The following is a 21,455-nucleotide window of genomic DNA, read 5'->3' on the forward strand; positions in this document are numbered from 1 at the left end:
AATTAAGAATCAAAATAATGGTTTCTTTGACTCTACCTTAAACTTATCAAATAAATTGGCGAGAATTGTGAAGAATCAAGACATTAACTGTTGCTGGAAGTTAGATATCTAAGTAAGATACTCTTTGAGTTTCTCAGTATACCCCCTAAAGAGAGATTTTTGCAGCAAGAAAGCTGACAGAAGAGGCTGTAAATAACAGATATAGATACTCTCTGGGCGACTTGCCAAAAGGTAGGTTAGGGTAAATAACATTCTCCATAAGACTTATACTATGCTTTTGAATCTTGATAAAGTTCGTCAATATTTTCCTGCACTAGCTGGTGAATGGACTTTTTTTGATAATGCTGGCGGTTCACAAACTCTAAAAAAAGTAGTAGATAGAATTAGCGAATTTCTCCTGAGTTCCGATGTCCAGTTGGGAGCTTCCTATGCGGTTTCTCAACTTGCGGGAGAAAGACTAGCTTTAGCGACTAGGGGAATGGCTACTTTGATTAATGCCAATTCTTCTAAAGAAGTAGTGATGGGTCCATCTACGACAATGATGTTGAAAGTTCTCTCAATTTGTCTGGGTCAAACCTTTACATCTGGTGATGAGATTATTGTTACTAATTGTGACCATGAAGCCAATATTGGTGCTTGGATGGCTTTGGAAAAACAAGGAATTAAGGTTAAAGTATGGCAAATTCGCCCAGATACCTTAGAACTTCATTTAGCAGATTTAGAACAATTGATGAGTCAGCGCACTAAATTAGTAACTTTGACTCATGCTTCTAATGTTCTGGGAACTATTAACCCAATCAAAGAAATTGCTACATTTGTACACGATCGCAATGCGATGATTTGTGTAGATGGTGTAGCTTATGCACCCCATAGATTAGTTGATGTGCAAGATTTGGATGTTGATTTTTATGCTTTGAGTTGTTATAAAGTCTATGGGCCACACCATGCTTTACTTTATGGGAAAGAAGAACATTTATTAAGATTGCCCGGACTTAATCATTATTTTATTCAACAGACAGATATACCTTATAAATTTCAGTTAGGGAATGTCAATTTTGAATTAAGTTATGGAATGTTAGGCTTATGTGATTATTTAAGTGAATTAGCACAACTGCACTACGGTGATAAAACTGCACCTGATTTGAGAAGTCAGATGGTGCAAGCATTTGATTTAATTAGCATACATGAAGAAGAAATTAGCGATCGCCTCCTAAGCTATCTCAACAGCAAGCCTAATGTCCGAGTAATTGGCCAACCAAAGGCTGACCGTCAATTCCGTGTACCGACTATATCTTTTGTAGTAGATGGAATGAATAGCTCAACCATTCCGGCAAAAATTGACCAACATCATATTGGGATTCGCTACGGAGACTTTTATGCTAAACGGCTTATTGAATACTTGGGGTTAGCCTCACAAGGCGGAATAGTCCGGGTGAGTATGGTACATTACAACACCCTTGAGGAAGTTAACAGCTTGATTGAAGCTTTTGAGCAGTTATTTTAAGATTGGGCATTCAAAAGAGGCAGAGGGGCAGAGGGGAAAACTCTTCTCCCTTGCTTCCTGCCTCCCCAATACTTTTCGGTTAAACCCAATAATCTCTCTTTTGGTCTGGGGAAAGGTTAAAGGGCAATGGGGAAAGGAAAATTCAAATCCTTTCCCTTTCCCCTTTCCCCCTTAACAGAAAAGTATTGCCTGCCTTACTACTCCCCATTAACTATTACTAAGCTGCAAAACTTGCACCTCTTCTTGTGGGTAAATTAATGTTTTACCCACTGGAAGAATGCCTAAAGCATTAGTTTGAGCCAAATTAATTAAATTTCCAGAACTGTGACTACCACCAGCTTTGTGAAATTCATAAACACCATTAATTAAATGCAATTTACCCCAAAGGTAAGTTTCCCGCTTGCCATCAGATCGCAATTCATCATGCGATCGCACTTTCAAAAACACTGGCTCCCAACCTTCAGTAATTCCCGAAAGTTTCTTGATTGCTGGTAGCACAAAGCGCCAAAATGTCACCAACACAGCCGCAGGATTTCCTGGTAAACCAAAATAAAGTGGGCTTGCCGTGAGCGTAGCCGAACGGGATTTTGTAGAGACGCGATAAATCGCGTCTCTACTGGGGAAAGTGGCGACGGTGAGAGGTTTCCCTGGTCTCATTTCCACAGATCGAATGTGGATTTTTGCACTGAGAGACTGTAAAATTTTATCAACATAGTCATAATCTCCCACTGAGACACCACCAGAAGAGAGAACCATATCAGCGATCGCAACGGCATGGGCAATAACTTTCTCCAGAACAACTGGATCATCCTTCACAATGCCTAACAGTAATGGTTCTGCGCCACTCTCTTTTACCAAAGCTGCCAGCGCATACTGATTAGAATCCACAATTTGCCCTGATTGCAACGGTTGATTAACAGTCACTAATTCATCACCAGTCGAAAAAATTGCCACACGCGGACGGCGGTAAACACTTAATTGCGGACATTGTGCTGCCGCCAATACAGCTATTTCTGAGGCATTTAACTTAATTCCGGCTGGTAATAGTTGTGTTCCAGCTTTATAAAAAGATGCTTTGTGTCTGACAAATTCTTGCGGTTGTGGCGCAACCAGGATAAATACGCGATTTTCCTCGCGGCGTGTCCTCTCTTGCATGACTACAGTATCCGCATCGGCTGGAATCACCGCACCTGTGAAAATCCGCGCGGCTTCTCCTGATTGAATCCTAGACTTAGGCTGATACCCAGCCGGAATATCTTCAACAATTTCTAAAACGGCTGGTTGTTCCGCGCTAGAGTGCTGCACATCTTCGTAGCGAACTGCGTAACCATCCATTGCCGAATTATCCCAATGGGGAAAATCTAGCGGACTGGTGACAGGTGTTGCCAAAATCCGGCTATCGGCTGCCAATAAATCTACAACTTCTGTATCCCGTTGAAGATCCAACGGTTGTACTAAATTTAAAATAATTGCTTGTGCATCGCTGACTGATACCATAGCGATCGCCTCCGACTTTTTACTTCATCCCTGTAAAGTAGCATTGAGTCTACTCTTGGTTAGTTCTGGAAAGATTTCTATGAGCAGTCAATCCCAAACTACAGACTGCTAGTAAACCTATAATTATGCTTCCTTCGGGGACTTGGTATACCTGAACGGAATTGTTACTCAAATCTAGTATTTGCTTTGTCCCTACTGCATCTCTATTGTTAAAACCAAATTCTTTAGCTAGAACCTCATCGCTAAAACCTTCATCTATGAGTGCGAGATTATTATTAAGCCAGGTGTCGCCAGGAAGTTCATCATCTTTACCAATATCAAAGGGGCCAAAGATTTGCTGAGTAGTGTTATCAAAGTTAAATCTCAAAAAACTGTAATTAGATACACCACTAAGTACTGGAGTGAAACTATTTATGAGAGTACTAAATGGATCGAAGAAGGAAATTGAGAGAGACTGCAAATTCTTCGTGGCTCCCAAACCTGTTTCAGAAATAACGCTGGGAGCGGTTGTTGTATCGTAGTTAAATGAACCTTTAGCTGAATAACCAGTGTCTCCCTTCCAGTTAAAGTTGAACTCAGCAGCATCAGCTAGATCGTGAGTGGTTATAGCGATCGCTAACACTAAAGCAGTAGTCGCCACCATCCTAATAGCTTTTTTAGTAAACAGATGTTTCATAGATACAACTTCCAAATAGGTTTTACAACAAAACAATACAATATTTTCCAAAAACAGACTCTTGTGGGATGGGCAACATAAAGAACTTGCATGAAAATAAAGTACCAGTAAACCGAGTTTCGACACTTCGACTGAGCGCAGTCGAAGTGTCGAAACCCGTCTGGTTGGGATACTATTAACCCGCAGATCCCTAAGCGTTCTAATTAGGGAACTTTTATGTGCAACAGCTTTAGGACTTACGCAAATCATGATAAAACGAACCGCAAAGGACGCAAAGGACACAAAGCAATAAGAGTTTCAGAGAGTTCTTGCGTAAGCTCTGAGTTTAAACACCAAAGCCAAGTCATCACTTTAATATAAAAAACAGGAGCAATGATTATTCTCCAACCCCTAAATAAAAATACCTATTTTGTATGACTATCGAACGACTTCCCCAAAAACACTATCCCAAGGCTGAAATTGGGCGGCGAGGTATGGCATTAGGACTTGATTTCCTTGGTGTCTGGTTAGTCAGTTCTCTACTGGGAGGCGGCGATATCGGTATTCAATTTGTTGAAATCCTAGTTTTTGTAATACTTTGGCTGATTTTGCGGGTGCTAGTGCCATACAACAATCAAGGGCAAAGTTTAGGACGTTGGGCGTTCGACTTAAAGGTGTTGGAAGTCGAAGATGGTGAAGTAATGGGCAGAGTTCCAGATTTGCTCTCGCTGGTGAAACGAGAGGCGATCGTTGGTTTAGGTGCGCTTTTAGTGTCAATTGCCCTGAGCAATATTAGAGCCAATCCCACTGCTATACTGCTAGTACTTCCCCTAGCAATTGATTGTGGGACTGCCTTCTCTGATACCCAGATGCGGCAGGCTTTACACGATCGCTATTGTGGAACTTTCATTGTTTCGTCGCGTCGTGGCTACTCACTTGATATAAAAGTTAAAAGATTAGTTGAAAATATGCGGCGGAATGTGAGAAGATAGTCATTTGTGTTAATTCTCTTCAGGCTTCACTGTTTGTAAGATTATGGCTAAGAGTAAAGGTGCCCGCATTATTGTGACACTAGAGTGTACTGAGTGTCGGACAAATTCAGATAAGCGTTCGGCTGGTGTCTCACGTTATACCAGTACCAAGAATCGCCGCAACACCACTAACAGGCTAGAACTGAAAAAGTTCTGCACCCACTGCAACAAACATACCGTTCACAAGGAAATTAAGTAGAGATGAGTTATTTCCGTCGTCGTCTTTCTCCAATCAAGCCAGGAGAACCAATCGATTATAAAGATGTTGATTTATTGCGTAAGTTTGTCACCGAGCGGGGTAAAATACTGCCACGGCGGATTACTGGGCTTACGTCTCAGCAACAGCGAGAGTTGACATTAGCAATTAAACGTTCGCGGATTGTGGCTTTGTTGCCATTTATCAATGCAGAAGGTTAGAGCAATTTTGGATTTGGAATTTTAGATTTTGGATTATAAAGGGAAGCTGCATTTAAATAAATATCTGGCTTTGTCTTTCTGAGTCCAAAATCTCAAATCTGAATCAGAGAGTGTAAAATGAATTGCTGCATGAAAAATTGTTGGATTTAGGATTTAATAAGCATCCAGTTATAAAATCCAAAATCCAAGTTGCGCTGTAAGCGCACCAAAGGTGGAAGCAAAATCTAAAATTATTAGAGCGCGAGAGTTGTGGAGAAGGGCACGCTAGTTGAATTTAGGGTTCAAGGCGATCGCCGTCTGGGGATCGTAGAACGTCCAGACGGTAAAACCCGCTGGTTTGTGGTAGACGAACGTGGTCAATCCCACAGCCTCGCGCCTAGACAAATAACTTATACAGTTACCGGACAAACTTACAAGCCCTCTGAGATCGCGAGCTTTTTAGGGCAAGTCAACCCTTATTTAGATGCATCTAGCTTAGAGGTAGCTTGGGAAATATTGGTTGAAGATGGGGAAACAATTACCCCAGACCTGATGGCGAATCTCTTATTTTCGGAATCAGCCGCGCCTCATTGTTACGCCGCCTATTGCTTGTTATCAGACGACAAACTTTATTTCAAGCAAAAAGGAGACGCTTACGAGCCGCGAACTGCTGCTCAAGTGGCAGAACGTAAGCACCAGATGGAAGTAGAGGCATTAAAAGCTAAAGGACAGCAGGAATTTTTAACTCGTGTAGAACAGGCGCTCAAAGGTGAAGCAGTAGAATGGCAGCGCCACGATCGCCAGCGTCTAGAAGGACTAGAAAAATACGCAGCGTTGCTTGCGGATACAGTGCGGACGGGAGTTAATTATGATTCATTAGCTCGCGCTTATCCGCCAAGCGCTCCAGTATTAGAAACTATGACTATGCTGGGACGGCCCACAACGCCCCAAGGGGCTTTTCAACTATTAGTAGATTTGGGTTGCTGGAGTCCTTATGAAAACTTGTTCCTGCGTCGTTCTTCAATTCCGATTCAATTTCCTAATAAGGTGTTAGAAGTGGCGCAACAGCGTTTGGATTTCCCGCCGATTGACTCAGATACAAACCGCCTTGATCTGACTCACCTGAAGGTCTACACCATAGATGATGAAACTACCACAGAGATCGACGATGGTCTAAGTTGGGAAATTCTACCCGATGGACGGGAGCGCCTGTGGGTACATATCGCCGATCCCACCAGATGGTTAGTACCGGAAGATGAATTAGATTTGGAAGCCAGAAAGCGGGGCAGCACAGTCTATTTACCTACGGGGATGATTCCGATGTTCCCAGAAGTATTGGCAACTGGGCCAATGAGTCTGATCCAGGGACGGGTTTGTTGCGCCCTCAGTTTCGGAATTGTTTTAGGTACAACTGGGGGAGTAGAAGATTACAGCATTCATACCAGTTCCATTAAGCCGACTTATCGCCTCACCTACGAAGATGTAGATGAAATGCTGCAATTAAGGGTACAGGCAGAACCAGAAATTGCTGCGATCGCAAGTTGGGCACAGAAGCGCAAAGCTTGGCGTTACGCTCAAGGGGCAATTAGCATCACAATGCCCGAAGCGATGATCAAAGTCAAAGGTGACGAGATCAACATTGATATTTTGGACGATTCCCCATCACGGCAAGTAGTCGCAGAAATGATGATTGTTGCTGGTGAAGTTGCGGCTCGTTATGGTAAAGCTCATAACATACCTTTACCCTTTCGCGGTCAACCCCAACCCGAATTACCCCCAGAAGAAGAATTACTGCTACTTCCAGCTGGATTCGTTCGCGCTTGCGCCATGCGTCGTTGTATGCCCAAGAGTGAAATGAGCATTACACCTCTGCGCCATGCTGGTTTAGGTTTGGATACTTACACTCAAGCAACCTCTCCCATCCGCCGCTACAGTGATTTGCTTACCCACTTTCAACTGAAAGCCCATTTGCGCGGTGAAGTTCTGCCATTTTCCGCAGATCAACTTAAAGAAGTGATGATGAATGTTACCAGCATTACCCAAGAGGTGACGATGGTAGAACGGCAAACGAATAGATATTATGCTCTAGAGTATTTACGCCGTCATCCAGAGGAAACTTGGGATGTAACTGTGTTGATGTGGCTGCGAGAAGACAGCAATTTGGCCCTAATTTTGATCGAAGATTTAGGTTTACAATTACCAATGGTTTTCAAACGTTCTGTTAACTTGGGCGAACAGATAGTGGTGAAAGTTAGCCATGCCGATCCGCAAAAAGATATGATCCAGTTTCAAGAAATAATTTATCAAGAAGCTCAAACTGCGGCGAATTAACTAATTTGTCATTTGTCATTCGTAATACTTGCTATAGGCTAGTATTATCAATTGCGAATTCTTTTAGCCTTGCTCCAATTCCTATCGGTTAGGATATAGGGTAAATGGAATGAGGTAATAGTTGTGAATATATCTTTGACCCCAGAACTAGAACAGTTGGTTAAGAATAAGGTTAATAGTGGGAAATACCACTCAGTTAGTGAGGTGATGGGTGAAGCATTGAGATTGTTAGAAGAACGCGATAGCATTCGAGATCAACGTCTAGCAGAATTGAAAGCTAAAATCCAAGTTGGTATTGAAGAACTTGAACGTGGTGAAGGAATTGATGGTGAAGAAGTATTTGCTGAACTTGAAGAAGATATCCGACGTGCTGAAGCGCAAATGCAGCAAATAGAGGTTAGGAAATAATGAGTAGGTGTATTTTAGCACCTTCAGCTAGATTAGATTTGAAAGAAATCAGCAGCTATATTACTCGCTTTAATCCTGGAGCGGCTCGAAGACTCAACAAAAAAATTATTCAGTAGTGTAAGCTGTTGGCTGATTTTCCTAATATGGGGCAAAGTTGCGATAATTTTGCAATCGGTTTGCGGAGTTTCCCCGTAGAAGATTACTTAATATTTTATCGCCCCATTGATGCTGGTGTAGAAGTTGTACGTGTTGTCAGTGGGTATCGGGATTTAGAGACAGTTTTTTTAAGTGAGGATATCCCTTAAAATTGCATTTGTTTGATGTAAGCGATCGCTTTCTCTGACGAATATATCAAGAAGTTATAACAAAGTAATTATTTTCGACTGAACTGTTTGCCACCACTCACTCGTTTTTCTCAATCTCCTCACACCGTGCTTTTGCCATCACAGCTTGGATATAATCATTTTTACCATTGGTATAAGCCTCACGATCGCTCCGAAAACTTGCCGCCAAATTGCGTTTTAAAGCCTCATATCGTCTCGCCTCTTCAGGATGCCTTCTCAGATAGTTGCAAAATAGCTTGCGTTCCCAAAATTCGCTGTCAATCTCGACTATGTGAACATGATGAGTCCGTTGCTTTCTGTATGGTGGCATTCCTTTCACAAAAAACATCCGTCCAGGACGCGGGTCTTCATACCAATAAACGTATCCCAAAAATTCTAATATCGGAATAGCAGATTTCGCATCTACTAAGGAACGTACTCTTAGCATGATGTCAATAATTGGTTTTGCTGCCATTCCTGGTACTGCCGTACTACCAATATGTTCAATTTCCACAACTAAGTCATTGCCTAGTGCCTGCCAAAGACGCTCGGCTTCTTGTGCAAACAAAGTCTGCCACCGTGGATCATATTCAACTATATTTACTTCATCCATTGGTGAAATTAATTTTGTCTACGGCAGGCGTGGCTGGCTAAATCGTTTACTTAATTTCCATTCCAGCAATTTTATTAGTATAATAATGGATCGTGTCGAATTAAAGCTATACCATGCCTAAACTCAAGACTCGTAAAGCCGCAGCGAAGCGATTCCGTGCCACAGGCACCGGTAAAATCGTCCGTCGGAAAGCTGGCAAAAGCCACCTTTTAGAACACAAAACTTCCGACAAAAAGCGTAGCATGTCCAAAACCGCCCTTGTACATGAACGCGATGAACTCAATGTACGCTTAATGCTCCCATATTTGTAAGTCCTTCAGGAAATAAGTTATGACACGGGTAAAACGCGGTAATGTAGCTCGGAAGCGCCGCAATAAGATTCTCAAACTAGCTAAAGGTTTTCGCGGTTCTCACTCAACTCTGTTTAGAACTGCCAACCAACAAGTAATGAAGGCGCTACGGAGTGCCTACCGCGATCGCAAAAAGAAAAAGCGCGATTTTCGTCGCCTCTGGATTACCCGCATCAACGCTGCTTCAAGACAACACGGCTTGAGCTACAGTCAGTTGATCGGTAATTTGAAAAAAGCTGATATCCAACTAAATCGCAAGATGTTGGCACAATTGGCAGTCCTCGATCCAGCTAGCTTCGGCAAAGTTGCTGAACTAGCAAGTCAAGCTAAAGGATAAAGGTGGACACGGATGCATAACAGATGTAACAGATGGCAAGTAATTTCTCGGTTACATCTGGTATTATCCGCCATCATTTTTTGGATATCTTGCTTTTCCATAGTGGGGACAGGATTCACTGCATCTGCCGCCGAAATGTCAGAAATTCAGCAGCGCGGTTATGTGACTGTTGCCGTCAAAGATAACTTGCGTCCCTTGGGATTTAAAGATGCCAGTGGCAATTTGCAAGGCTTAGAAATTGACTTGGCACAGCGATTAGCACTTGACTTGGTTGGGAAAGCAGATGCTGTCAAATTGAAACCTGTAGCGAATCGCGATCGCCTGTCTGTAGTCTTAGACAAGAAAGTTGATTTTGCGATCGCTAGGGTGACAGCAACCGAGTCACGTAGTCGCATAGTTAGTTTCAGTGTTCCCTACTATTTGGATGGCACTGCATTAGTTACAAAAAATGCCTCTGTGCAGCAGTTGAGCGATTTGGCAAAACAAAAAATTGCCGTCTTGAATAACTCCAGTACCATTGCTAGAGTTCGGTACTATGTGCCAAATTCTGAGTTAGTAGGAGTGAATTCTTATGAAGAAGCACGAGAGAAAATAGAAAGTAATGCCGCCGTAGCCTTTGCCGCAGATGCTACCGTTTTGAGCGGTTGGGTACAACAATATCCTCAATATCGGCTACTGCCAACTAAGCTATCAACAGAACCCTTGTCTGTAGTTATGCCCAAGGGATTGCAGTACGATGAATTAAGACGAAATATAAATCAAGCGATCGCTCGTTATTTAGAGCAAGGTTGGCTCCAGAAACGCTCTGAATATTGGGGTTTACCGTAAATTGGTCATTGGTGAATAACAAATGACAAATGACAAATAACAAACTTTATAATATTTGTATTTGCAGCAATGGATAACAGTCTAGCCGTTGTTTATCTCTCAATTTTGGTGCTTATACTCACAATTGCAGCCGTGAGTGTTTTTCGCCAGATTTTCAAAACTCGCAAGATTGAAGGCTCCTTTGCAAAATTGCGAAAGAAGTTAGAGAAAGAAAAGGGTACGACTCAAGAATATTATGAGTTAGCCAGTATCTATTCAGAAAAAAAATTATATTCCCAAGCGATCGCGCTGTTTCAAAAAGCTTTGAAAGCTGCCGAAGAAGAGGGAGAAGAAAATATTGCCCCTATTTACAACGGGCTGGGTTATATTTATTTTACCCAAGAGCAATATGACCTCGCAATTCGTCAGTATAAAGAAGCCCTGAAATCTAAACCAGACTACGTAACAGGGTTAAATAATATCGGTCACGCTTACGAGAAGAAAAAATTAACTACTCAGGCTTTACAAAGCTACGAAGAAGCACTAAAGCTCGATCCAAATAACCCTATTGCTAAACGCCGTGCTGAATCTTTACGCCGTTTGGTTTCTGCGTAAATGAGAGAATGCAATACGGTTCGGTTAAGGAAAGAGACGCGATAAATTGCCGTCAAGACAAAGGACTGATTATTGTAAAGACGGCGATTTATCGCGTCTTTGTGATCTAAGGCGTGTCAAAAAAACCTTATCCGAAAAGTATTGTGAGAGAATGGGGCATGGAAAAAAACTTTATTAGTCCCCAATTACCCTAATCGCTAACAAATTAATTTGGCTTTAGCTTCTTAATTTATCGGGTTTCAAGCTTCGGCTTAGAAATAGATAACTATACGTCTTTTGTAAGAATGTGAAAGATGATTAAGCGGCTAAGGCATTTTTTGTGGCTAGCTATTGCCATAATTGTTTTTATTTCTCTCTCATTTGGATTAATGGGAATATTGACGGCTCAACAGCCTGCGATTTCCCATCCTCTCACTTCGCTAACAGAGGCAGAAATTAATACAGCTGTTTCGGTCATTCAAAAAGAAAAAACTTTGAGCGAAATGGCAGCTTTTCCACTGATTGCTTTACAAGAACCAGATAAAGAAGAAGTTCTAAAATTTACACATGGTAAAGCTTTCGCAAGAAAAGCTTTTTTGGTTATTTATGAGCGATCGCAAAACAAAACTTATGAGGGAATTGTTGATCTAAAAAACAAAAGCTTAAGTTCTTGGAAAGAAATACCCTCTGTTCAACCTGCGATCGTCGCTTCAGAATATGAACTGGCAACTCAAGCTTTTAAATCAGACCCCCGATGGCAAACAGCGATGCGAAAGCGGGGAATTACAGACTTCAACCAAGTAAAGATCAGTTGTTGGGCCCCAGGAATCCTGAGTGAACAGGAAGAAGCAGCAGCAAACCGTCTTTGTCGGGGTTTATTCTACTACAAGGGGAATCGCTGGAATTATTACGGCAGTCCAATTGAAGGAATATTGGGAACCGTCAATTTGAACACAGGTAAAATTTCTAGTTTCGTGGATAGGGGGATAGTTCCTTTTTCCAAGGAAAACTGGAACTACGATGTCAAGTCTTTGGGTAAATTACTTTCACCACTTAAAGCATTAAAGATTCTGCAACCAAATGGTGCAAGTTTCCGGCTTAATGGCAATGAAATTAGCTGGCAAGGTTGGAAGTTCCGCTATGTAATGCATCCCCGTAGTGGATTGGTGCTGTACCAAGTGACATACAACGACGGCAAAAATATCCGACCAGTTTTATACCGCGCTAGCTTATCAGAGACGGTAGTGCCTTACGGCGATCCAGATCCCACTTGGTCATTCAGAAATGCTTTTGATGTTGGGGAATACAATTTTGGCTCCCTCGCAACCACGATGGAATTAGGTAAGGAAATTCCTGAAAACGGTCTTTTAGTCGATGCTGTGTTTGCTAATGGCGACGGAGAGCCTTATGTCATACCAGGAGTTATCGGCATATACGAGCGAAATAACGGTATGCTCTGGAAGCATTATGATTATGGCACTCAGCGTAATGATGTTCGTCGTAGTCGAGAATTAGTCATGACAATGACTGCGGCCATTGACAATTATGATTACAGCATTAATTGGATTTTTCACCAGGATGGCACTTTGGAAGTCCAAAATGAATTAACGGGTATCGTGCTGGCGCAGGGAACGGCTGCTCAAAAGCAATCTGAGGATAATTCTTATGGTCGGCTAATCGCTAAAAATATCTTCGGAGTAAATCACCAGCACTTTTTCAATTACCGCCTAGATTTCGATGTCGATGGTCAGGCTAATGCTGTGATGGAAATGAATGTAAAAGCTTTGCCGATGGATGATAAAAATCCATTAGGAAATGCGATCGCACTTGCAGAAACCCCACTCACAAAAGAAACGGCTGCTGTGCGCGATTTGGATATGAAAAGCAGTCGGGAATGGATGATTGTGAGTGCAGACAAAAAAAATCCGCTAGGGGCTGCACCTGGATATATGCTGATGCCTGAAGGAAATTCTAGATTTTTCCCAGTGGAAGGCTCAAAAATCCGTCAAAGGGCAGAATTTGCGAATCATCACGTCTGGGTGACAAAATATAAGCCTGCTGAACTCTATGCTGGGGGCGATTATCCAAACCAAACTCAACCAGGACAAGGTTTACCAAAATATATTGCAGACGATGAATCCTTGATGGGTGAAGATATCGTGCTGTGGTACACAATGGGCGTAACTCATATTCCGCGATCGGAAGATTGGCCTGTGATGCCTGTTCACCGAGTTGGCTTTAAGCTAGTCCCTAGAGGATTCTTTAGCCGGAATCCAGCGATAAATTTACCTGAGTAAAATATTTGTTGGCTCAAGTTTTCTTCCTTCAGGTTTTTTGTCATGTCTAAAGGCGGTAACTTGAATGCTGATAAACTTATATAGGTCAAATACTGGCACTTGTTAAAAGTAGGATATCTAATGAACTTTCCAGAAATTAATATTCCCGGTAATGGCAAGCTGCACGCTCGTTTAATTACTTCCTTGGGTGAAATTGTAGTTCGTTTGGAAGAAGAGCGAACCCCCAACACCGTCAAAAATTTTGTCGGTCTAGCAACCGGAACAATCGACTGGAAAGACCCGAAAACTGGTGAATCTGGCAAGGGAACTCCAGCCTACGATGGGGTTCGCTTTCACCGGGTCATCCCTGATTTTATGATTCAGTGTGGCGACCCCCTGAGTCGTTATCCAGATATGGCCAACCGATGGGGTACTGGTGGCCCAGGATATCAATTTGAGGATGAGTTTCATCCTGAATTGAGACATACTGGTGCAGGTATCCTGTCGATGGCTAATGCTGGACGCGGTACAAATGGTTCGCAATGGTTCATTACAGAAGCACCAACGCCTCACCTTGACAAAAAACATAGCGTTTTTGGTGAAGTTGTCCAAGGTCTAGATGTAGTCAGCAAGATTGCTAATGTGCCTACAACTAGAGATCGTCCGAATCAAGAAGTGGTGTTACAAAAAGTAGAAATTTTTCGGCAGTAATTAACACCTCTCTAATAAGAATTCAGGAGTCAGGAGGAGGCAGTGCGATCAAAGGGGTTTCCCTATGACAACTGCCGTTCAGAATTCAGAATAGTTGGAAAATCAATGGCTGTATACCTACTTGATTCTGAATTCTGACTTCTGTATTCTGCATTCTTTTCCAATAATGATGATTAGCACCCCACCTCAAATTGAAAACAAACTTTCCGAAAAATTAAGATTTATTTAAATAAAACAACAGCCATGTTGTTAAAATCAGCAGCTACATCCCAATCAGTAAGCAGGTTTGAGGTATGCCTAAGCCTATGAACTCCAGATAAACCCTTACAACTCTTCACTTCATTAGGGATACAAGTTTTGAGACAATCAGAAACGATTTAATAATAATCAAGCACTTATAGTCCATTCTTATCGGACTCCGTGTTATTTCTGTTGAAAAGGGAGAACACAAACATGAAATTGGCTTACTGGATGTATGCAGGCCCAGCCCACATCGGCACTCTGCGAATCGCTAGTTCTTTTAAAAATGTCCATGCGATCATGCACGCCCCCATTGGCGATGACTACTTTAACGTCATGCGCTCAATGCTATCGCGGGAGAGGGATTTCACTCCAGTGACAACCAGTGTTGTTGATCGCAACGTTTTGGCGCGTGGTTCCCAAGAGAAGGTGGTAGATAACATCGTCCGCAAAGATGCCGAGGAACACCCCGATCTGATTGTGTTAACTCCCACTTGCACCTCCAGCATTTTGCAAGAAGACCTGCACAACTTTGTGGAACGGGCGCAGTTGGAAGCCAAAGGAGACGTAATGCTGGCGGATGTGAACCACTACCGCTATAACGAACTGCAAGCCGCCGATCGCACTCTGGATCAAATCGTCCAATACTACATTGAAAAAGCGCGGAAGCGGGGCGAATTACCAGAGGGTAAAACTGCAAAGCCCTCGGTTAACATTATCGGTACTACCACCCTTGGTTTCCACAACAATCACGACTGCACCGAACTAAAACGTTTGATGGCTGACTTGGGAATTGAGGTAAATACCTTAATTCCCGAAGGTGCTTCGGTAAATGACTTGAAAAAGATGTCCCAAGCCTGGTTTAACCTGGTGCCTTACCGTGAACTCGGTTTGACCACAGCACGTTACCTGGAAGAACAATTTGGCACACCTTATATAGACATTACTCCAATGGGTGTAGTAGAAACTGCCCGTTGTATTCGCAAGATTCAGCAGGTAATTAACGCTCAAGGTGCAGAAGTTGACTATGAAGACTTCATTAACGAGCAAACCTTGCATGTATCTCAGGCTGCTTGGTTCTCCCGTTCCATTGACTGTCAAAACTTGACTGGCAAAAAAGCCGTCGTATTTGGTGACAACACCCACGCCGCCGCCATTACCAAGATTTTGGCGCGAGAAATGGGGATTCATGTTGTTTGGGCTGGAACCTACTGTAAATATGATGCAGATTGGTTCCGCGAACAGGTTAGCGAGTATTGTGATGAAGTGCTAATCTCCGAAGATCATGGTGAAATTGGGGATGCGATCGCTCGTGTCGAACCCTCTGCCATTTTCGGAACCCAAATGGAACGCCACGTTGGTAAACGTTTGGATATTCCCTGCGGCGTAATTGCAGCACCAATTCACGTCCAAAACTTCCCCATTGGTTACAAACCATTTATGGGTTACGAAGGCACAAATCAGATTACAGATTTGATCTACAATTCCTTCACTTTGGGAATGGAAGATCACCTATTAGAAATCTTTGGTGGTCATGATACCAAAGAAGTTATTACTAGGGGAATTTCTGCTGATTCTGATTTGAATTGGACAAAAGATGGTCAAGCAGAATTGAATAAGATTCCTGGATTTGTTCGCGGTAAAGTGAAGCGTAATACTGAGAAATTTGCCCGCGATCGCGGTTTCAAAGAAATCAACGCTGAGGTGTTGTACGCTGCGAAGGAAGCTGTAGGCGCTTAATTTCGGAACTTAACAATATCAGCAGTCAACTTCCAAGAGTGACTGCTGATATTTTTATGAATTAAGTAGAGCCAGAAAACTACCTGGTCTTTCTGTTTAGTGTTTTGATTAGTTCAGTAATCAACTTCAATTGGATTTGGGAAAAGTAACTCATTGAAAGGATTAGGGCTACTGCAATTCCTCCATACATCAATATAGGGATTGAAACTGCGGGTGGGAGTGGTGTTGGAGGATTAGTTAGATTAGAAGAGACAAGCAGCCCCTGCTGTTTTTCTACCTTCACTACTGTATTTTGACTATAAAAGTCGTATTCCCATTTTTGGAAAAATGAGGGTGAAGACTGAAAAAAACCAATTCCATTGTTTTTATTCATAGGTTAAAGACCCACTAAATTTATAGTTTTCAGACTAAAGTTTTTTCTTAGAGCTGATTCGTAAAGAAAATCTAAAGAAAACTGAATCCGGTTTTGTTCAGGTTATAGGCTAAGTCGAGTGTAATTTATGTTGTAGTCGATGAGCCGTCTACCTGCGATTGAAAATCCACAGCGTAAACCCTACCCAAGTGATTTAAGCGATGCCGAATGGTTAATTATCAAGCCCTTTCTACCAAAACCTAAAGGGTTTGGGCATCCTGTAGAAGTAGATTTACGAGAAATTTTGAATGCTATTTTCTATGTGCAACGTACCGGGTGTCAGTGGGAAATGCTACCCCATGATCTTCCACCTTACACAACAGTATACGGCTACTTTCAGAAATGGCAGCGCAAAGGAATATGGCAGAAAATTCACGACCAAGTGCGCCATCAACTGCGACAAGATTTGGGCAGAGACGAACACTCTAGCGTTGCGATCGCCGATTCTCAGTCAGTGAAGACAACGGAAAAAAAGGGGAAGTCTACGGTTTCGATGGTGGTAAGAAAGTTAAAGGCCGTAAGCGACATATAGTTGTGGATTCTCAAGGTTTGTTGATTGGCGTTTTAGTGACTGAAGCTAATGCGTCGGAACGTTTGGGGGCTGTGGTTGTACTCCATGAATCGGCTCAGGAATTGTCTAAATTGGAAGTTGTTTGGGTAGATCAAGGCTATTCTGGTGAAAACTTTGCTCAAGCTGTCAAGCAAGTTTGCGGAGAACAGGTTCGTGTTGAGGTGATTGAGAGAATATCGAAAACATTTGAACGATTACCCAAGCGGTGGATTGTGGAAAGGACATTCGGCTGGCTCAATCGATTTCGGCGTTTGAGCAAGGATTATGAGTTGTACACAGAGATCAGTGAAGCCATGATTTACGGCTCATTGATTCGTCTGATGGTAAAACGAATGGCAGCTTAATCTTTTGTTTACGAATCAGCTCTTAGTGGGCCTATCAAGTGTGTCAAAGATATGAATAATTGTTAAGCAGAATAAGAACCACCCTTGCCAGCAGAGACTTTTGTACCTTTTTTCCAAGCATAAGAGTAGTTTTTTTGCCAGGTAGCTGATTCTCTCTTACGAATTGAAGTAGCTATATGTTTCTGAAATTCGTAAAATGTGTTCATAAAGGTATCAAAATTTTTTTTAATCCGTCGATTTGACTTTGACTCCCTTCGACAAAAAGTAATAAAAAGAAAGTACCAACGTCTTTCTTTAACAAAATGACTCTTTTCTAATGATTTATATTTCTTAATTTCTAATGAATTGCGTTGATCCTGAAGAACTACATTTTTATTTTCTAAGAAATGAGATTTTTTGCCTAATTTGATAATTTCCTTCATTTTGGGAAGTGATTTCTCATAATGATTTTGTAGACAAGGTAAAAACTCATCTTCTGCTTCTTCTTCCAAAAATGCGAATAACATTTCCAAAGGAGATTCAAAAGGGTATTTAATTAGATATTCTTCTCTAAATTGCGGTTCAGCAACCTGTATCAATTCCCATAAACACATCAGATAATTCATGACGAAGAAGAAGGATAAAACCCAACCCCAGGAAAATAAAGTTCGAGATGCTGTATTTCATCCAGAATTTCGGGAAGACCTCGCCTATTGGGTAGAAACAAACCGCAAAACTGCGCTTCGCGCTTTTAACTTGGTTGAAGCGATTATACGAGATCCTTTTACAGGTATTGGAAAAACTGAACCATAGTACATAGCTACAAGCCACTATGCGTCTACGATTCTTGACAAAGCTTATCTTGCAAGATGTTACCCCATAGCGATAACTGCGACAACCCCTAGAGCGATCGCACTCCGTAACGCAGAGATTTACTGATAAATAAAAATTAAAATAGAACAAATATCACAATACAAAATTATTACTTTGGCGATCTAATAGGCAGAATAACCTACTAGAGGCTTAACCGATGTGTCTCCCGTGACGAAGTAAAAAAAGCATCATCAAAGCCTAGCAATCTCGCTTATAGAAAAAAAACAGATGCGTGCTAATGTTTTAATCTCGTCGTCTTCTCTTCGGGTCTTTCCCTATGCATCTGCACTATTTACACCCCCAACACCTTGAGGAATTAGTCAAGACTAGTGGTATAGACTTACACTTAGTGCAACTCAATTTTAGGTCGCTTCAAGGCGTAACAGCTTATGAGTACCTGTTGATTTCTGAGCTACTCCCCCGCACCAATACCGGAATGGTAAAAGCTGGCTGGTTGCAGCGTTATGCTCATATTACTGAAGGGGGTTGGTGGTGTTCGGGACTAGACCCTTTGAATAATTGGCAAATGATGGAATGGGGATGTTTTAAACCAAACCAACCCCGACAGAATCACAATGCTAAGTCCATCAAATACGAGCATCCCCCTAGCACACCAACGCGGGTGTTTTGTTTGCGGGTAACGCTGCAAGTGTGGCAGCAAGTCGCTGGACGTTACAATCTGGTCATACCTGACAATATCACCATTACTGCTGATGGTGAAGCTAGAGGCTTTTGGCAATGGGTGATGCAACATAACATTCCCCTGATTCTCTGCGAGGGTGTGAAAAAAGCAGCAACGCTGTTGACACAAGGGTATGCAGCTATTGCTATTCCCGGAATTACCAGTGGTTATCGGGTTGTTAAAGATGAATTTGGCAAAGTTACCCGTCGTCAGCTAATTCCTGACTTAGCAGCATTTACAATTACAAAGCGTAGCTTTTATATTTGTTTTGATTTTGAAACTCAACCTAAAACAATTGCTGCTGTAAATAATGCTATTTCTCAACTTGGTTGTTTATTCCAGCAAAAAAATTGCCCTGTTAAAGTTATCGAACTTCCAGGAATAGAAAAAGGGGTTGATGAGTTTATCGTTGCCAAAGGTGCAACTAGTTTCGAGAAAATTTATCGGCAAAGTGTTGATTTAGAAATTTATCTTGCTCAAACAAAACCCCATACTGAGTTAACTATTCCTGTTGCTCTCACCTTGAATCGACCTTTTATAGATGAAATACCTTTTCCAACTTCTGGATTAGTAGGAGTCAAGTCTGCAAAAGGAACAGGTAAAACTACAGCACTGCAAGCCGTTGTTCAGCAAGCAAAAACTAGAAATCAACCCATTTTATTAATTACTCACAGAATTCTATTAGGACGATTTTTGTGCGAAAAAATTGGTATTCAATGGGGAACGCATAAAGAAGATGGGGATAAAAGGATTAATAAAACACTTACCCCCGCTCCTCCCATCCTCCGTTCACTCTCTCCACAGCAATCCCTTGGACTGTGCGTTGATTCAATTTGGAAACTTAATCCTGAAAATTGGCACGGGGCAATAATAATTTTAGATGAAGTAGAGCAATCTTTGTGGCATCTACTAAACAGTAATACTTGTAAACATAAACGTGTAAAAATATTAAGATTATTCCAACAGCTAATTTCCACGGTTTTAACAACTGGGGGTTTAGTAATTGCTCAAGATGCTGATTTGTCAGATGTATCACTTGAATATCTACAGGGATTAGCAGGAATTAAATTAACGCCTTGGGTAGTTCTCAACCAATGGAAGCCTCAACAAGGTTGGGATGTCACTTTTTACGATTCGCCGAACCCAACACCACTCATTCACCAACTAGAATTAGATTTACTTGCTGGACGTAAATGTTATGTTACTACCGATAGTCGCGCTGGGCGTTACAGTTGTGAAACAATCGAACGTTATCTGAAAGAACGCTTACAAAAATTACGACGGCAATTTCCTAAAACTTTGGTAGTTAGTAGCCATACTATAAACACACCTGGTCACGAAGCTGTTGATTTTATCGCAGCAATTAATCAAAAAATCTCTGAATATGACGGCGTTTTTGTTACCCCTAGCCTTGGTACAGGAATTAGTATTGATGTCCAACATTTCGACCGAGTTTATGGCATTTTTCAAGGGGTAATTCCTGACTCGGAAGCAAGACAAGCATTAGCGAGAGTGCGAGATGATGTACCGCGTGTTGTCTGGTGTGCGAAACGAGGTATTGGCTTAATTGGTAGTGGTAGTACAAATTATCGCTTGCTATCTGACTGGTATCAAGAAAATCAAAAAGAAAACTTAGCTTTGCTTAGTCCACTACACAAAATAGATGTCGATTTACCTTTAGTTCATGACCCGATTCATTTGCGAACTTGGGCCAAGTTATCTGCACGGGTAAATGCTTCTATCCGCCTCTATCGTCAATCGATGCAAGATGGTTTAGTTGCTGATGGGCATCAAATTCAGATGCGGAGTAATGCTGTTCATAATAATATTATTCGAGATTTACGCCTTGCATTTTTGGCAACTGATGCCGATGATTTAGCTACCCGCAGAAGATTAGTTTTAGAAATTGTCAAAGTTCAAAAAGATTGGGCGCAAAGCCGTCAAAAGGCTAAAGAAATTAAACGCAAAATTAAAGATATTAAGCAGCAAAATCAACTATCGGTAGCCACATCTGTAGCTAATGCTAATGATATCGATTATGTAGAATATGAGCAACTATTAGGAAAGCATTCTCAAACTGATGGAGAACGTAACCAAATTAATAAATATGTTCTTAGACAAAGGTATGGTGTAGAAGTTACTCCTTGGCTGAAATTGCAAGATGAACAAGGATATTATCGTCAATTGTTAATTCATTATTATCTAACTCACGAAAGCGAATATTTTCACATCCGAGATCAACAAGAATGGCATCAACAATTGTCTTGGGGTGAGGGGAAAGTTTTTCTACCAGATTTAAAAACTTACACACTAAAAGTTGAAGCAATGAGAGCTTTGGGAATGCTTCAGTTTCTCGAAGCAGGACGAGAGTTTACCGAGAGTAATCCAGATTTAATTATGCTTAAAAATATTGTTTTTCAGCATAGTAAGCATATTAAAAGAGCGCTTGGTATTAACTTAGTTGGGGAAAAAAAGCAGGTTTCGGCAATAAAAATACTCAGCCGACTCTTAAATTTGTTGGGCTTGAAACTAAAGCGGGTAAATGAGGTTTATAAAATCGACCTAGAAACGCTTTATGATGGCAGGGAGAGAATATTTGCTGTTTGGCATCAACGGGATGAGTTGATGCTGGCTCATGTTAAGAGTGTTGGCTATGAGTTGCCTGATTATTCTTCAGACTGGAAGTTTGAAATTATTCAAGCCAAGCCTCATACCGCAGTAGTCAAGGAAGAGGTAGCTATCTCTGGGTGACAGCTAACATGAAGTGCAATAGCGGTCTTT

General features: G+C 41.6%; 20 protein-coding genes and 1 pseudogene. 17 read left to right on the plus strand and 4 right to left on the minus strand.

What is annotated here, in order from left to right:
• The first annotated feature begins 271 nt into the window (after positions 1–271).
• Positions 272–1,504 (plus strand): cysteine desulfurase-like protein, encoded by a 1,233-nt coding sequence (locus tag FBB35_RS02855; RefSeq protein WP_174708393.1) that lies wholly within the window; start codon positions 272–274, stop codon positions 1,502–1,504.
• Positions 1,505–1,711: 207 nt separating this feature from the next.
• Here the strand turns inward: FBB35_RS02855 and glp are convergent, their stop codons facing one another.
• Complete coding sequence (gene glp, locus FBB35_RS02860) at positions 1,712–3,001, minus strand: gephyrin-like molybdotransferase Glp (protein ID WP_174708394.1); 1,290 nt, start codon at positions 2,999–3,001, stop codon at positions 1,712–1,714.
• 49 nt (positions 3,002–3,050) lie between these two features.
• Complete coding sequence (locus FBB35_RS02865) at positions 3,051–3,677, minus strand: PEP-CTERM sorting domain-containing protein (RefSeq protein WP_174708395.1); 627 nt, start codon at positions 3,675–3,677, stop codon at positions 3,051–3,053.
• Between the two features lie 413 nt (positions 3,678–4,090).
• On the opposite strand from FBB35_RS02865, the gene FBB35_RS02870 reads away from it, so the two are divergent.
• The 6 genes and pseudogenes from FBB35_RS02870 to FBB35_RS35655 all read left to right on the plus strand — a co-directional run bounded on the left by FBB35_RS02870 (position 4,091) and on the right by FBB35_RS35655 (position 8,127).
• Positions 4,091–4,648, plus strand: coding sequence for an RDD family protein (locus tag FBB35_RS02870; protein ID WP_174708396.1), 558 nt, complete (start codon positions 4,091–4,093; stop codon positions 4,646–4,648).
• Positions 4,649–4,691: 43 nt separating this feature from the next.
• The gene (gene rpmG, locus FBB35_RS02875; protein WP_094333178.1) at positions 4,692–4,886 is read left to right on the plus strand and encodes a 50S ribosomal protein L33; all 195 of its coding nucleotides are present in this window, start codon (positions 4,692–4,694) and stop codon (positions 4,884–4,886) included.
• A gap of 2 nt (positions 4,887–4,888) precedes the next feature.
• Entirely contained in the window at positions 4,889–5,104 is a 216-nt protein-coding gene (gene rpsR / locus FBB35_RS02880; RefSeq protein WP_012411240.1) for a 30S ribosomal protein S18, read from the plus strand.
• Between the two features lie 249 nt (positions 5,105–5,353).
• Positions 5,354–7,414: a ribonuclease catalytic domain-containing protein gene (locus FBB35_RS02885; RefSeq protein ID WP_174708397.1), complete on the plus strand. Its 2,061-nt coding sequence runs from the start codon at positions 5,354–5,356 to the stop codon at positions 7,412–7,414.
• 123 nt (positions 7,415–7,537) lie between these two features.
• The gene (locus FBB35_RS02890) at positions 7,538–7,822 is read left to right on the plus strand and encodes a type II toxin-antitoxin system ParD family antitoxin (RefSeq protein ID WP_174708398.1); all 285 of its coding nucleotides are present in this window, start codon (positions 7,538–7,540) and stop codon (positions 7,820–7,822) included.
• Positions 7,822–8,127 (plus strand): annotated as a pseudogene (locus tag FBB35_RS35655) (type II toxin-antitoxin system RelE/ParE family toxin). The gene FBB35_RS02890 and the pseudogene FBB35_RS35655 overlap by 1 nt, the downstream one beginning before the upstream one ends.
• A 97-nt stretch (positions 8,128–8,224) precedes the next feature.
• Here FBB35_RS35655 and FBB35_RS02900 read toward each other — a convergent pair.
• Positions 8,225–8,758: a GrpB family protein gene (locus tag FBB35_RS02900; RefSeq protein ID WP_174708399.1), complete on the minus strand. Its 534-nt coding sequence runs from the start codon at positions 8,756–8,758 to the stop codon at positions 8,225–8,227.
• A 113-nt stretch (positions 8,759–8,871) separates the two neighbouring features.
• On the opposite strand from FBB35_RS02900, the gene rpmI reads away from it, so the two are divergent.
• The 8 genes from rpmI (at position 8,872) to FBB35_RS02940 (ending at position 17,140) form a co-directional block, all read left to right on the plus strand.
• Positions 8,872–9,069 (plus strand): 50S ribosomal protein L35, encoded by a 198-nt coding sequence (gene rpmI, locus FBB35_RS02905; RefSeq protein ID WP_174708400.1) that lies wholly within the window; start codon positions 8,872–8,874, stop codon positions 9,067–9,069.
• Positions 9,070–9,088: 19 nt separating this feature from the next.
• Positions 9,089–9,445, plus strand: coding sequence for a 50S ribosomal protein L20 (rplT, locus tag FBB35_RS02910; protein WP_010997578.1), 357 nt, complete (start codon positions 9,089–9,091; stop codon positions 9,443–9,445).
• 12 nt (positions 9,446–9,457) lie between these two features.
• A complete protein-coding gene (locus tag FBB35_RS02915) occupies positions 9,458–10,273 on the plus strand; it encodes a transporter substrate-binding domain-containing protein (RefSeq protein WP_174708401.1) in 816 nt (271 codons plus the stop codon).
• A gap of 69 nt (positions 10,274–10,342) precedes the next feature.
• The gene (locus FBB35_RS02920; protein WP_174708402.1) at positions 10,343–10,867 is read left to right on the plus strand and encodes a tetratricopeptide repeat protein; all 525 of its coding nucleotides are present in this window, start codon (positions 10,343–10,345) and stop codon (positions 10,865–10,867) included.
• A gap of 293 nt (positions 10,868–11,160) precedes the next feature.
• Entirely contained in the window at positions 11,161–13,143 is a 1,983-nt protein-coding gene (locus FBB35_RS02925) for a primary-amine oxidase (RefSeq protein ID WP_174708403.1), read from the plus strand.
• Positions 13,144–13,263: 120 nt separating this feature from the next.
• A complete protein-coding gene (locus FBB35_RS02930) occupies positions 13,264–13,833 on the plus strand; it encodes a peptidylprolyl isomerase (RefSeq protein WP_174708404.1) in 570 nt (189 codons plus the stop codon).
• Positions 13,834–14,286: 453 nt separating this feature from the next.
• Positions 14,287–15,813, plus strand: a complete 1,527-nt coding sequence (gene bchB / locus FBB35_RS02935) for a ferredoxin:protochlorophyllide reductase (ATP-dependent) subunit B (RefSeq protein ID WP_174708405.1) — start codon at positions 14,287–14,289, stop codon at positions 15,811–15,813.
• Positions 15,814–16,325: 512 nt separating this feature from the next.
• Positions 16,326–17,140, plus strand: a protein-coding gene (locus FBB35_RS02940; RefSeq protein ID WP_174708067.1) for an IS5 family transposase whose coding sequence is annotated in 2 segments (ribosomal slippage) — positions 16,326–16,692 and positions 16,692–17,140 — 816 coding nt in all. Because the reading frame shifts where the segments join, the coding sequence is not laid out codon by codon here.
• 62 nt (positions 17,141–17,202) lie between these two features.
• On the opposite strand, the gene FBB35_RS02945 is transcribed toward FBB35_RS02940, so the two are convergent.
• On the minus strand, positions 17,203–17,745 hold the full coding sequence (locus FBB35_RS02945; RefSeq protein WP_174708406.1) for a hypothetical protein: 543 nt from the start codon (positions 17,743–17,745) through the stop codon (positions 17,203–17,205).
• Between FBB35_RS02945 and FBB35_RS02950 the strand changes: the two genes are divergently transcribed.
• Positions 17,744–17,932, plus strand: coding sequence for a type II toxin-antitoxin system YoeB family toxin (locus FBB35_RS02950; protein ID WP_174708407.1), 189 nt, complete (start codon positions 17,744–17,746; stop codon positions 17,930–17,932). The two genes, FBB35_RS02945 and FBB35_RS02950, sit on opposite strands and share 2 nt — an antisense overlap.
• A gap of 337 nt (positions 17,933–18,269) precedes the next feature.
• Positions 18,270–21,425: a plasmid replication protein, CyRepA1 family gene (locus FBB35_RS02955; protein ID WP_174708408.1), complete on the plus strand. Its 3,156-nt coding sequence runs from the start codon at positions 18,270–18,272 to the stop codon at positions 21,423–21,425.
• Positions 21,426–21,455: the final 30 nt, after the last annotated feature.

The organism is Nostoc sp. TCL240-02, from assembly GCF_013343235.1.
In the GTDB taxonomy this organism is placed as follows: Bacteria; Cyanobacteriota; Cyanobacteriia; order Cyanobacteriales; family Nostocaceae; genus Nostoc.

Bases quoted from the DNA above. Each gene is read 5' to 3' on its own strand.
- FBB35_RS02865 (WP_174708395.1), bottom strand. From the start codon at position 3,677: ATGAAACATCTGTTTACTAAAAAAGCTATTAGGATGGTGGCGACTACT.
- rpmI (WP_174708400.1), top strand. From the start codon at position 8,872: ATGCCTAAACTCAAGACTCGTAAAGCCGCAGCGAAGCGATTCCGTGCC.
- FBB35_RS02915 (WP_174708401.1), top strand. From the start codon at position 9,458: ATGCATAACAGATGTAACAGATGGCAAGTAATTTCTCGGTTACATCTG.
- FBB35_RS02920 (WP_174708402.1), top strand. From the start codon at position 10,343: ATGGATAACAGTCTAGCCGTTGTTTATCTCTCAATTTTGGTGCTTATA.
- FBB35_RS02925 (WP_174708403.1), top strand. From the start codon at position 11,161: ATGATTAAGCGGCTAAGGCATTTTTTGTGGCTAGCTATTGCCATAATT.
- FBB35_RS02955 (WP_174708408.1), top strand. From the start codon at position 18,270: ATGCATCTGCACTATTTACACCCCCAACACCTTGAGGAATTAGTCAAG.
- rplT (WP_010997578.1), top strand. From the start codon at position 9,089: ATGACACGGGTAAAACGCGGTAATGTAGCTCGGAAGCGCCGCAATAAG.
- FBB35_RS02945 (WP_174708406.1), bottom strand. From the start codon at position 17,745: ATGAATTATCTGATGTGTTTATGGGAATTGATACAGGTTGCTGAACCG.
- bchB (WP_174708405.1), top strand. From the start codon at position 14,287: ATGAAATTGGCTTACTGGATGTATGCAGGCCCAGCCCACATCGGCACT.
- FBB35_RS02900 (WP_174708399.1), bottom strand. From the start codon at position 8,758: ATGGATGAAGTAAATATAGTTGAATATGATCCACGGTGGCAGACTTTG.
- glp (WP_174708394.1), bottom strand. From the start codon at position 3,001: ATGGTATCAGTCAGCGATGCACAAGCAATTATTTTAAATTTAGTACAA.
- FBB35_RS02855 (WP_174708393.1), top strand. From the start codon at position 272: ATGCTTTTGAATCTTGATAAAGTTCGTCAATATTTTCCTGCACTAGCT.
- rpsR (WP_012411240.1), top strand. From the start codon at position 4,889: ATGAGTTATTTCCGTCGTCGTCTTTCTCCAATCAAGCCAGGAGAACCA.
- FBB35_RS02930 (WP_174708404.1), top strand. From the start codon at position 13,264: ATGAACTTTCCAGAAATTAATATTCCCGGTAATGGCAAGCTGCACGCT.
- rpmG (WP_094333178.1), top strand. From the start codon at position 4,692: ATGGCTAAGAGTAAAGGTGCCCGCATTATTGTGACACTAGAGTGTACT.
- FBB35_RS02870 (WP_174708396.1), top strand. From the start codon at position 4,091: ATGACTATCGAACGACTTCCCCAAAAACACTATCCCAAGGCTGAAATT.
- FBB35_RS02950 (WP_174708407.1), top strand. From the start codon at position 17,744: ATGACGAAGAAGAAGGATAAAACCCAACCCCAGGAAAATAAAGTTCGA.